Annotated in this window: 11 protein-coding genes; 7 read left to right on the forward strand and 4 right to left on the reverse strand. The window is 62.1% G+C overall.

All coding sequences use genetic code 11. The features are described from left to right. The first annotated feature begins 48 nt into the window (after positions 1-48). The 4 genes from JJB74_RS12465 (at position 49) to JJB74_RS12480 (ending at position 5,607) form a co-directional block, all read left to right on the forward strand. Positions 49-387 carry a hypothetical protein gene (locus tag JJB74_RS12465; protein WP_200592188.1) on the forward strand — a complete coding sequence of 113 codons (339 nt, stop codon included), beginning with the start codon at positions 49-51 and terminating at the stop codon, positions 385-387. Positions 388-974: 587 nt separating this feature from the next. Next, complete coding sequence (locus JJB74_RS12470) at positions 975-2,288, forward strand: dicarboxylate/amino acid:cation symporter (protein WP_200592189.1); 1,314 nt, start codon at positions 975-977, stop codon at positions 2,286-2,288. Positions 2,289-2,416: 128 nt separating this feature from the next. Then, a complete protein-coding gene (locus JJB74_RS12475) occupies positions 2,417-4,282 on the forward strand; it encodes a sensor histidine kinase (RefSeq protein ID WP_200592329.1) in 1,866 nt (621 codons plus the stop codon). Beyond that, a complete protein-coding gene (locus JJB74_RS12480) occupies positions 4,270-5,607 on the forward strand; it encodes a sigma-54-dependent transcriptional regulator (RefSeq protein WP_200592190.1) in 1,338 nt (445 codons plus the stop codon). Before JJB74_RS12475 ends, JJB74_RS12480 begins: the two co-directional genes overlap by 13 nt. Positions 5,608-5,640: 33 nt before the next feature. Here the strand turns inward: JJB74_RS12480 and JJB74_RS12485 are convergent, their stop codons facing one another. Continuing rightward, complete coding sequence (locus tag JJB74_RS12485) at positions 5,641-5,895, reverse strand: hypothetical protein (RefSeq protein WP_200592191.1); 255 nt, start codon at positions 5,893-5,895, stop codon at positions 5,641-5,643. Between the two features lie 757 nt (positions 5,896-6,652). On the opposite strand from JJB74_RS12485, the gene JJB74_RS12490 reads away from it, so the two are divergent. From JJB74_RS12490 to JJB74_RS12500, 3 genes are all read left to right on the forward strand, one after another. Next, on the forward strand, positions 6,653-7,225 hold the full coding sequence (locus tag JJB74_RS12490) for a phasin family protein (protein WP_200592192.1): 573 nt from the start codon (positions 6,653-6,655) through the stop codon (positions 7,223-7,225). Positions 7,226-7,516: 291 nt separating this feature from the next. Next, entirely contained in the window at positions 7,517-7,948 is a 432-nt protein-coding gene (locus JJB74_RS12495) for a PRC-barrel domain-containing protein (RefSeq protein ID WP_200592193.1), read from the forward strand. 36 nt (positions 7,949-7,984) lie between these two features. After that, positions 7,985-8,407: a hypothetical protein gene (locus JJB74_RS12500; protein WP_200592194.1), complete on the forward strand. Its 423-nt coding sequence runs from the start codon at positions 7,985-7,987 to the stop codon at positions 8,405-8,407. A 114-nt stretch (positions 8,408-8,521) separates the two neighbouring features. Here the strand turns inward: JJB74_RS12500 and JJB74_RS12505 are convergent, their stop codons facing one another. The 3 genes from JJB74_RS12505 to ggt all read right to left on the reverse strand — a co-directional run bounded on the left by JJB74_RS12505 (position 8,522) and on the right by ggt (position 12,111). Next, positions 8,522-9,058: a DUF1097 domain-containing protein gene (locus tag JJB74_RS12505; protein WP_200592195.1), complete on the reverse strand. Its 537-nt coding sequence runs from the start codon at positions 9,056-9,058 to the stop codon at positions 8,522-8,524. A 68-nt stretch (positions 9,059-9,126) separates the two neighbouring features. Then, positions 9,127-10,428: an amidohydrolase family protein gene (locus JJB74_RS12510; RefSeq protein WP_200592196.1), complete on the reverse strand. Its 1,302-nt coding sequence runs from the start codon at positions 10,426-10,428 to the stop codon at positions 9,127-9,129. A gap of 51 nt (positions 10,429-10,479) precedes the next feature. After that, positions 10,480-12,111, reverse strand: coding sequence for a gamma-glutamyltransferase (gene ggt, locus JJB74_RS12515; protein ID WP_407672342.1), 1,632 nt, complete (start codon positions 12,109-12,111; stop codon positions 10,480-10,482). Between the last annotated feature and the right edge of the window lie 20 nt (positions 12,112-12,131).

Below are 12,131 nucleotides of genomic sequence, written 5' to 3' on the forward strand. Positions count from 1 at the left end.
AGAGGATGAAGGCATTGACATCGATTCAGTACGCAAGGAAAGAAAGAAATGTTTTACCTTGCGCGCACTATCGCCGCCGGCAAGGCCCTGTCCAGGAGGCGAAACTGGCCACTGCTGATTGAAAGCCGGATGCAAGTGTTCCGCCATTCCCGCCAAGCAGATTCATGCTTCTTCGCCCCTCTTTCCACTGCGCGTGATAGCGGCGCGCCATGCCCGATCGGCATCGATTTTTCCATGGATCGCCTCTGCGCCGTGTCAATACCAAGCGCCGTGCTGCGAATAATGCTGGTCTTCCTCCATCTCACCGCAGAGGCTGGTGGTTTATGGAAGACCGAAGGTATGCGCGTTTTGAGAAGCGCAAGAAAAGCGACACCTTGCTCGGGTTGATTGCATTCGTGCTGATTGCCGGGCTGGTCCTGCTGCTGATGTTCAAATTCGTTTTCCGATTCTGAACACCGATGACTGGCGCATCCGGAATCCCGAACTGATGAAGCTTGCGGCGCCGGCGTCATGAATGACGCAGCATGGCCAGGCATTGCGGGATGCCGCCCTCTCCCCCATTCGCGCCGATGTCAGATGGCAGCGCCAAGAGGATCGGCCCACACTCCGGCGCACAGTGCCGGCCGTGCCCTTGGGCGAATCCGTGAACGCTGATTATCCACCTTTATTTACTGCTGGCAATATTTCCCGCGAAAAATTCTACGCGACGGCGTCCTTTCTGCTTTGTCCGCTTCTCTATCTCATTCGGAATTCCGAACGCCAAGTCGACATCAGTACGGAAATCCGGTCGGCCGTATAGGAATTCGGATAGCAAACTCCCGTGATTTCAAAGGCTTGTGGAAAAATCCGGCTCGGCGGAACAGTGGCACGCTCCGTGCTCACTGAGGAACTGCCTCGATCAACCCAATGCGCGGAGACCGCACCCGGCGAGGCACTCCTCCAATGATGAAGCCTGAGAACACAAGGACGTTTCGATGAAAAAGAACCGACTCACCACCTGGATTGCCGTTGCCATGCTGTGTGGCATCGCCGCTGGCTACGCAACCCATGTGCTTGCTCCCGATCCGGCCACCGCGAAAGAGATTGCCGGCTACTTCTCCATCGTCACCGACGTGTTTCTCCGACTGATCAAGATGATCATCGCGCCGCTGGTGCTGGCAACCCTGGTCACCGGCCTAGGCGGCATGGGCGATGCGAAGGCAGTCGGCCGCATCGGCGCCAAGGCGCTCGGCTGGTTTTTCTGCGCATCGCTGTGTTCCCTGATCATTGGATTAATCATGGCGAACCTGCTGCGTCCGGGCGATGCAATTGGCGTGCCGCTGCCCGACCCCGGCAGCGCAACCAACCTGAAAACTTCGGCGCTGAACCTGAAAGACTTCATCGTCCATGTGTTCCCGAAGAGCATTTTTGAATCCATGGCCGGCAATGAAATTCTGCAGATCCTGGTTTTCGCCACCTTCTTCGGCCTGGCGCTGGGCAAGCTGAAAAACAGCGCCGCGCAGACGCTGCTCGGCACTACCGCCGAGATCGGCCATGTGATGCTGCAAGTCACCCACTATGTGATGCGCTTTGCGCCGCTGGGCGTGTTCGCCGCGGTCGCCTCGGTCATTTCCACCGAAGGCCTCGGCATTCTGCTTGTCTACGGCAGGTACATGGGCAGCTTCTTCCTTGCCCTGGCCACGCTCTGGCTGGTCCTGATCGGCGCCGGCTTCTGTGTGCTGGGCCGCGACATGTTCCGCCTCTTGAAAGCGATACGCGAGCCGATGCTGATCGGCTTTTCCACCTCGACCAGCGAAGCTGCCTATCCGAAGCTGATGGAACAGTTGGAGCGCTTCGGCATCCGTGACCGCATCACCGGCTTCGTGCTGCCGCTCGGTTATTCCTTCAATCTCGACGGATCGATGATGTACACCGCCTTCGCCGCGCTGTTCGTCGCCCAGGCCTACCAGATTCCGCTCACGCTCGGCCAGCAAATCACGATGCTGCTGGTGCTGATGGTGTCGTCCAAGGGCATCGCCGGCGTGCCGCGCGCCTCGCTGGTCGTCGTCGCGGCGGTATTGCCGATGTTCCACCTGCCCGAAGCCGGTCTGCTGATCATCATGGGCGTCGACCATTTCCTCGACATGGGTCGCACCGTGACGAACGTGCTCGGCAATGCGATTGCCACTGCCGTGGTCGCAAAATGGGAAGGCGACGTCGATACGGTCCATGAAGGCGCGCCGGCAGGCTCGCTTGCCGAAGCGGTGCCGGACGAGGATGAAGACGCACGCGTTGCGCAACGCGCGTGAACCGGCTCGCCCGCCGCTGGTGGCTGCGGGCGCCTTTGCAGGCGGGTTCCTGTTCGGGTAACGATTCATCGAGCGAGAAATTCCCGAGCGGCGGCATAATTCGGGAACCCGAACGCTCCCTGTTCCCGATGGCCGCCAAGCAAAAGCGATCCCGCCTTCTCGCCCTGTTCGCATTCGTCCTCCTAGTTGGCGCAGCCGGCGTCACAACCTACCGTGCCAGCATCACCGCCGGCACGGCCGAGCTCGAGGCCACCGGCCGCCATCGCCTCGACCTGTACGTGGCCAGCCTGGAACGCGAAATCGACAAATACGCGTACTTCCCGACCACGCTGGGCCTGGAGCGCGATGTGCTGGCCCTGCTCGAAGCGCCGTCGGCCACGCGCGCCGAGGCGGTGAACCGCTATCTCGAACGCCTCAGCGAGCGCGCCGGCACCTTCTCGATCTACATCCTCGACAGCGCCGGCCGGGTCGTCGCCAGCAGCAACTGGCGGCGGCCGGACAACTTCATCGGCGAAGACCTGTCTTTCCGACCGTATTTCCGCCAGGCGATGACCCAGGGCAGCGGCCGCTTCTTCGGCATCGGCACCACGCGCGGGGAACCGGGCTACTACCTGTCCTCGGCGCTCGTCGATGGCGCGCAAACGCTGGGCGTGGCCGTGGTGAAGGTCGGCCTGGACCAGCTCGAGAATTCCTGGACCACGGCCGAAGCGCCGGCGCTGGTCTCGGATGAAAACGGCGTGGTCATCCTCACTTCCGTGCCCGAATGGAAATTCACCACACTGCGGCCGCTCGATGAAGCCGCGCGCAATGCGCTCGACCGTTCGCTGCAATACAACCGGCGCACGCTGCGGCCGCTTGCCATGCGCACGCTCGCCACGCTGGCGGGCGGCGCGCAGCAGGTGCGACTGTCCGACCCGGATGCGCACGCCCCGTCCGCCTTCCCCCGCGCCGGCGTGTACCTGGCGCAGAGCCGGCCGCTGCCCGGCACGCCATGGCAGGTCACCGTGTTCTCGCCGCAGCGCGAGCTGCGCGCGATGGCGGCAAATCGCGCGGCGCTGGCCGGCGTGGGCGCCGCCTTCCTGTTCCTGCTCGGCCTCATGCTGGAGCAGCGCCGGCGTCACCTGCGCGACCGGCTTGCAGCGCAGGCGGCGCTGCAGCGCGCGCACGATGAACTGGAGCGCAAGGTGGTCGAACGCACGACCGATCTGTCATCGGCGAATGCGCTGCTGCAGCGCGAAGTCCTCGATCGCACCGCCGCCGAGCGCACGCTGCGCGCGGCCCAGGATGAACTGGTGCAGGCCGGCAAGCTGGCCGTGATCGGGCAGATGGCGGCCGGCATCGCGCATGAGCTGAACCAGCCGCTGGCCGCGCTGCGCACGCTGTCCGGCAATGCGCGCAAGTTCCTGGCACGCGGCATGCAGGACACCGCCAGCGCCAATCTGGAGCGCATCGATGAACTGGTCGATCGCATGGGCCAACTCACCGCCCAGCTGAAATCCTTTGCGCGCAAGTCTTCCGGCCAGCCGCGCGCCGTGCTGCTGCGGCGTGCGCTGGACAATGCGCTGTTCCTGCTCGAGCAGCGGCTGCGCCAGGCGCATATCGTGCCCTGCATCGACTTGCCGCAGGACGCGGTACAACTCTGGTGCGATCCGAACCGGCTTGAGCAGATCCTGGTCAACCTGGTGAGCAATGCGCTGGACGCGATGGAAGGCAGCCAGGAGCCGTTTCTCGAGATAGGCGCGCGCCTGCGCGAGCATCGCGCCGAGATCTGGGTGCGCGACCGCGGCCCGGGCATCAGCGCCGATGCCGCCGCGCACCTGTTCGAACCCTTTTTCACCACCAAGGACGCCGTCAACGGACTCGGCCTGGGCCTGGCGATTTCGGCCGGCATCGCCGCCGATTTCAACGGCAGCCTGGCCGGCGCCAACCATCCCGACGGCGGCGCGGTATTCACGCTCACCCTACCGATATGCGAGACCACATGCGCGACGTAACGCCGAATCTTGCGGTGCTGCTGGTCGAGGACGATGCCCATGTGCGCCTCGGCTGCGAACAGGCGCTGCAGCTCGAGGATATCGAAGTGCAGAGCTGCGACAGCGCCGAACGCGCGATGCGTCGCATTAGCGCCGACTTCTCGGGCATCATCGTCTCGGACATCCGCCTGCCCGGCATGGATGGCATGGCGCTGCTGGCCGAAGCGCGCGCGGTGGACCCGGAATTGCCGGTGGTATTGATCACTGGGCATGGCGATGTGTCGCTGGCGGTGCGCGCGATGAAGAGTGGCGCGCACGACTTCATCGAAAAACCGTTCTCGCCGGATTACCTGGTCGAAGTCGTGCGCCGCGCGCTGGACAAGCGCCGTCTCACGCTCGAAGTGCGCAGCCTGCGCGCGCAACTGGAAAACCGTGGCCAGCTCGAGGAAAGGCTGATCGGCCGCTCGCCGGCGATGGCGCGGGTGCGCCAGCTGGTGGCGAGCCTGGCTAACAGCGCCGCCGATGTGCTGATCGAAGGGGAAACCGGCACCGGCAAGGAATTGGTAGCGCGCTGCCTGCATGAAGCCGGGCCGCGACGCAGCGGCAATTTCGTCGCGATCAATTGCGGCGGGTTGCCGGAAACCCTGTTCGACAGCGAAATCTTCGGCCATGAAGCCGGCGCCTATACCGGCGCCGGCAAGCGTCGCATCGGCAAGATCGAGCATGCCAGCGGCGGCACGCTGTTTCTCGATGAGATCGAAGCCATGCCGCTGACCATGCAGACCAAGCTGTTGCGGGTGCTGCAGGAGCGCACGCTGGAGCGGCTCGGCTCGAACACGCCGATCCCGGTGGACTGCCGCGTGGTAGCCGCAACCAAGACCGACCTGAAGCTGCTGTCGGATGAAGGCCGCTTTCGCGCCGATCTGTATTACCGCCTCAATGTCGCCACCCTGCCGCTGCCGCCGCTGCGCGAGCGGCGCGAGGATATCGGGCTGCTGTTCGAGCATTTCCTGCTCCAGGCATCGGCACGGCATGCCCGGCCGGCGCCGGCGCCGGATGCGGCCCGGCTGGCGCGACTTGTCGCTTACGACTGGCCGGGCAATGTGCGCGAACTGCGCAATGTGGCTGACCGCTGCGTGCTCGGCATTGAAGCCGGTTATCCGCCGTTTGGCGACGCCACCGCCGCGTCCGCGTCCACACTGGCCGAATCGGTGGCCGCTTTCGAGCGCAATCTGATCGCGGATGCGCTCGCGCGCAATGGCAACAGTCTCGCGCGCGCCGCCGAGGCGCTCGGCGTAGCCAAGACCACGCTGCATGACAAGCTGAAGAAATATCGGCTCGGGTGAAATTGCGGCCTGATTTGAATGTCTCGAAAAGAGTTAATTCATCAAAAAAGCGTGACAGCTTTTACTAGCCATGAACTGAGGAAAATTCCCCTCTTTTTTATGTTCCTGAATTTCTTGGAACTCGACAGAAATCATTCTCTCCCTGCATACCCGATTCGGAAGTTTTCCGAAAAACCTGCGCCGATCTATGGATAGCCAATACGGCGCAATGCCAGCTTTATCTGACGCGCAAGAAATCGGAACAATAGATGCGAGTACCATGGCATAGATGGCTTTCGCTGAAATCATTCATATGTTCGCTCCACGACCTATTTTTCTTTCCCAAGATGCTGGCACCAAGCCGCATACCTGCGAATGAAACGATATTGGCAGGACATCTCTGCTTCCAATGATAAGACAGAGCGCTTCGCGGACTCTATTTCATTCTTCCATTCAAAACCGAAAACACGGCATTGACAGGTCCTGAATAAAGATATTGAAATGTATTAATGCAGGCCTCCTTATTTCCAAAAAAACGGCATGCCTCACCAAGGCCGGGGCGGCCGCATCGTTGTTTGCGACAGGGGCAGTAGTTTCCGCCTGGATTTACTCATTCCCGTTACGAGCTTTAGTTCTGCAATAACGGGCAGACACTGAATCAATAAGCTATTCAACAGCGATGACTTCCAATGAGCTCGGAAACTCCCGGATCACACCTTTCGCAAGCAATTTCAGGCAACAAACAAAGTTGACGAGAGCCTGCATAACAGGGGAAGACATCAACTTTGGCTTAACTCAAATATTTCGCAAACGTCGCTCCAGCCATAGAAATGGACTTCCATATTTTCGATTCAATTCAACGGTGGAATATTTTCCGAAACTCAGCAATTCCGCAGATAAAAATTTTCTTTGCACCGCTTCCATTATTGTAGAAGTGAAATATAAAAATTTGCGGAATCGGTTGCCATCTCATTTTTCATGCCTTAATCTATTTTCTCGGCGCGATACCGGACCGAGAATGTTAATAGCAGTGAATTTCTGAAATCAATTCTTACGGAGAATTAACATGCAGAATATGCCTACCGCTACACCAGCAGCTCGAGAGCACATCCAGGCACAAATGGATTTTTTGACAGACGTTTCCAAAAATTTTTTCCACACAGCTCAACGCTTCAATGAAGCGAATATGAAGGTGATGCAATCCATCTTCGCGGAAACCGTTAGCAAAACTCAACAAATTATGCATAGCAGTCCGCAACAAGCCTTATTGGTTGCATCGGAAATTGCTCAACCAGCCGCTGAAACAATTAATGCCTTTAATGCGAACATTGCGAATATTTTTGCGCAGGCACAGGAAGAGATAGCGAAAACGGCAGAGCAACATGTACCCAAAACAACGCAGGCGGCACGGACGTTGGTTCAGGATGTCAACAAAATGACTGAGGAAGCCAGGAACCAGGCATCCGAACGTGGAAAACAGGCTTATGAGCATATTTCCACACTCATAGACAAGACTTATTCAGCGATGCAGGCTAACGGACAGGCCGGCCAAGCCCGTTCTGCAAGTCAGCCTGTGACTTCCCAACCTGCATCGCACCCTGTCGCGGGTTCTGCTGGCGCAAGCAAAGCGGGAGCATAAATAGAAAAAATCTCCCCGCTTCTGGAGCGCGTTTCTTTATTTTTCTGCCCGCTCGTTTTTGCGGGCTTTTTTTCTTGCGGCGCCAGAACGTCATTATCAAGTTCACCGGATGAAATCCGGAACTTGAGCGCATCTGCCAAACGGACACTATTTTCTGCAACACTCGACCGGCCGCAGGCGCAACGCGAAGCGGCATGATGCTGGCGCAAGAACGCGCGCGCATGCCGGGCGCAGGATGATGGCGAGCGCGGACATCGTCGCCGCGTCCGTTTTCCGCAAAGGACATCTGCCATGAATACCCTTGTTGCTATCGCCGCATCCTTTCTCCTGCTTCTACCCACGGCCAGCGTTTGGGCGCAGGATACGCGCGCCGCTTCGGCCACCCAGTCCCAGGCCGAAGCGCAGAACGGCACCGATGTCGGCGTCATCCAGATCGACGTGATCACCGCTGGCTGGAGCGCACGCAAGGACATCATCGGCAAGCCGGTCTACAACGAGCAGGAGCAGCGCATCGGCAAGATCGACGACATCATCATCACGCCGGACAACGCTGTGTCCTTCGCCATCATCGGCGCCGGCGGCTTTCTCGGCATCGGCAAGCACGACGTGGTGATCCCGATCGACCATATCCGGTCCATCGACAATCGCTATGTGCTGCCGGGCGCGACCAAGGCGGCGCTGAAGGCGCTGCCCGCGTTCAAGTACAAGCGCGCGCAGCCCTGAGGCGTATCAGGACGACCATCCTTCGGGAAGGACGCGATGAAACGCCCGCTGCGCGCTGCCACATCGGTTCTCGCGGCGCTGTCGCTTGCCGCCTGCGGCGGCAGTTCCGTGGCCGTCGTATGGTCATCCGGCTCCGGCTTCATCGTCTGGGTCGGCAACAGCCGCGGCGACCACGTGGTGGATGGCAGGAACGAGAGTTTCGCCTTTACCACCGAAAGCCGCTGCCTCTACAACTTCCAGACCGGCCGCCGCAACGGTGCGTTCTGCCTGCTGCCGAATGACAACGCCTTTGCCTACGGGCCATATCGCGGCGCGATAAGAAATGCGTATGCCGCCGATGGCAGCTGCGTGGCGACGCTGACGGATGCGGGGGGAAACGTGATCGACATCGATCTCGATGCCTACGGCAGGGAAGTCGTGGTCCTTACCCCGCGGCATGCGCAGCAATGCGCGTCCTGATCGGCATGTGCCTGCAGCATCGTGGCTGAGTAGGGTGGGCGCCAGCCCACGCGGTGCGCGACGTGCCGCGTGGGCTGGCGCCCACCCTACGGTTACTTTCGTAGTGCTGCCCTCCTATGCCTGCCCCTGCTCCGCCAGACGCGGCAAGGCTTCGGCATGCGTCTCGGGCGCCGAGTAGCGATGCTTGAGCCACGCATAGACCGGGCCGAGCGCATTCATCGGCAGCACCGCCAGGAGCGCCATCAGCGGATCATGCGGCACCGGTCCGAAACCGCCGAAGACAGTGGCGAAATACGAAGCGAAACCGAAGAACATCCCCGGCAGAAAGCCCAGACCCGGAAGACGGGCCAGGAGCATCATCGTCGCGTTGAGGCAGAACAGGATCACCATCTGCGCGACGATGAAGGCGCCGCCCTCGAAATACTTCGATGCCGCGCCGAAGCCCAGCACGATCAGGAAAGCAAAGAAGGAGCCCACCGGCATGACCGGCCAGATGCGCTTCATGTTCTGCGGCGTCGGCCCGCCCATCGCGTAGGTCGCCGCCCAGCCGATGAAGATGGCCCATGGCGGCAGGTGCAGCGGCGGCAGCGAGATCAGAACGGTGGTAACTGCCAGCAGCGATGCGACGACTTCTCCGGGTAGCTTGCTCATGATGGTCTCCTTTTCCTCTTTCATTGGGATGGTGATGCCTGCTACGGGTGTGACGGGTGTCAAGGGTGCTACGGATGCGTTGAATGCGATGGCTGATGCGCATGCTCATGCGCGCCGCAGCCGCGGTGTATCGTGCAACGGTGCTCGGTGACGACGGTGATGCGTCCGCGCTTGATGACCCACAGCCGCGGCGGAATATCCAGCAGCGCGTCCGCAACCTGGAAGGTGTCGAGGATCACGAAATCGGCATTCCTGCCCACGGCAATGCCATAGTCGGCGCCCAGGCCGATCGCGGCGGCCGCGTTGCGCGTGCCCATGTCGAGAATCGCAGCCTGATGCTCGGGCGTGCCGAACTGCACTACATGCGCCAGCATGTTGCCGATCTGGAGCATGTCGGCCGTGCCGAAGGGTGTGAAGGCATTGCGGATGTTGTTCGACGAATAGGCTACGTTCACGCCGCCCTGGTGCAGCGCGCGCACCGGCGTCAGGCCGCGCCGCGGGTTGGCTTCGTCGCGCCGTCCGCCGAGGTAAAGATCGGTGGCGGGCAAGGTGACGATGCTGATCTGCGCCTCGCGCAGCAATGCGACGATGGGCTCGAGCTCGCTCGGCGGCAGGGCGCCCAGGCTGGTGACATGGCCCAGCGAAACGCGCCCCTGGTAGCCGCATTCGAGGGTTCTCCTGGCGATGTACTCGGTGGCGGCAAAGCGCTGGTCGGCGCGGTCGTCGGCGAAGTCGGCATGCATGTCCACCGGCGCGTCATAACGCAGCGCCATCTCGAAGACCAGGTCGATATGGCGCTGCGTGTCTTCCCAGTTCAGTTCGTTGTAGGGGCAACCGCCGACCACGTCCGCGCCCAGGTCCATCGCCTGTTGCATCAGCGCCAGCGTGCCCTCGGACTTCAGGATGCCTTCCTGCGGAAAGGCGACAATCTGCAGATCAAGCAGATCGGCATAGTCGTTGCGCAGCTCGAGCAGGGTTTCGACGCCGATCAGGCCCTGGATCAGATCGACATCCGGATGCGCGCGGATTGCGGTGGTGCCATTCTTCACCGCGCGATCGAGCACGGCGCGCGAGCGCTCCAGCACATCGCCGCGCTCCTGCTTGCCCTTCAGGATGCCGGTGACGCGGATCGCTTCCTCAAGCGTGCCGAAGCGCGACGGCAGGCGCCGGTGCAGCAAGGCCTTGTCCAGGTGCAGATGCGGCTCGACGAGCCCGGGTATCGCGGCGCGGCCGCCGGCTTCGATGAGCCTATCCGCCTCGACATCGATACCCGGCTCGATCGCGGCGATGCGTCCGTCGCGCACTGCGATGTCCACCAGCGGACCTTCGTCATCGATGCGCACCTGCCTGACCAGTAAATCGACTTTCATGCTTGTCTCCTTCGTTATGCGCCGCTTATCGCGGTCTTGGATCAAGGCGCGCTACAGCCCGAGCGCGCGGCCGTCGCTGCGTGGATCGTGCGCCCCGGTCATCGTGCCGCTGGCGCGATCGATCACGATGGCGCCAGGATGCCCGGCCAGCGGACTCTGCGCCGGCAGCACGCTGGTCTCATGGCCGCGGCTTTCGAGTTCAGCGAAGACATCGGCGCCGGCGTCGCGTTCCAGCTTCAGCGTGTCGCGGCTGTCCGAGAAGGTGCGGCCGAGCAGAAAGCGTGGACGCGACAATGCCGTGAGCGGGTCCATACCGTAGTCGATCATCCGGGTCAGGATGGCGGCAAGCGTCTGCGGCTGCCCATCCGCGCCCTGGGTGCCGTATAGCAAGCGCGGCGCGCCCTCGCGCAGGTAGATGCCGGGATTGAGCGTGTGAAACGGCCGCTTGCCTGGAGCGATGCAATTCGGATGCGCGGGGTTCAGGGAAAATGCCGCGCCGCGGTTGTGCCAGATGACGCCGGTGTCCCCGGCCATCACACCGCTGCCCCAGTCGAAATAAATCGTTTGCAACATCGACACCGCGTTGCCATGCTCATCCGCCGCGGCAACGAAGGCGGTGTCGCCGGGACGGAAGGGATGCGGCCATGGCCGTGCGCGGGCCGGGTCGACGCGCGCGGCGGCGCGATCCAGCGCATCGGCGCCGAGCAGACGCTCGCATGGCACCGCAGCGAAGTCGGGATCAGCCAGGCAGCGGTCACGATCGATGAAGGCAAGTTTCACCGCCTCGACCAGCAGGTGGTAATAGTCGGCGCTGCCTTCCGGCACCGAGGCCAGGTCGAAGCGTTCCAGGATGCCCATGATTTCCAGCGTGGTCACGCCCTGGGTCGGCGGCTGATGCGCCAGCAGCAGGCCGCCGCGATACGGCTGCGCCAGCGGCGGCTCGATGCGTGCACGGGTGGCGGCAAGGTCGGCAGCGGTGAGCGGCGAACCGGCTTCGCGCAAGCCCTGTGCCATGCGCTCGGCAAGCTGACCCTCATAGAAATCACGGTAGCCGCGCTCGGCCAAGGTTTCCAGCGTGCGGGCCAGTCGAGGTTGGCTGAACGCTTCACCGACCCGGGGCGCCGCGCCTTGCCCATGAAAGGCAGTGCGCACGCCGGGCAAGGCATCGAGTTCGCCTGCGCGGTAGCGCAGCCAGAAATCGGCGGAAGGCGTATGCGGGAAGCCGTCGCGGGCCAGCGCAATGGCCGGCGCCAGCAGGTCCGACCAGGAAAGCTTGCCGCCGAGCCGATCCCGGCTGTATTCAAAGGCCTGGCCGAGCGCATCGACATTGCCGGCGGTGGTCAGCATCGATTGCGGCCCGCGTTGCGGTATTGCCTCCATGCCATTCAGCCACGGCGGCAACCTCGATGCGGCCTGGCCGATGCCGGAAATCGTCACGACCTTGCCGGCGGCATCGCTGATGAGCAGAAAGCCGTCGCCGCCCAGGCCGGTGAAATGCGGATACGTCACCGCCAGGCAAGCGGCGATGGCAATCGATGCCTCGACGGCATTGCCGCCAGCGGCCAGCACATCGAGGCCGGCCCGGGACGCCAGCTCGTGCGGGCTGGTCACCATCGCCCGTTGCGAGCGGGCCAGCCGCGGCGCTGCTTCGGACTGCGGCGTCGTTACTGCTGCGCGGTCCATGACTACGTTGTCTTCGATAT

It is taken from the genome of Noviherbaspirillum pedocola (assembly GCF_016632335.1).
GTDB classification, from domain to species: Bacteria; Pseudomonadota; Gammaproteobacteria; order Burkholderiales; family Burkholderiaceae_D; genus Noviherbaspirillum_A; species Noviherbaspirillum_A pedocola.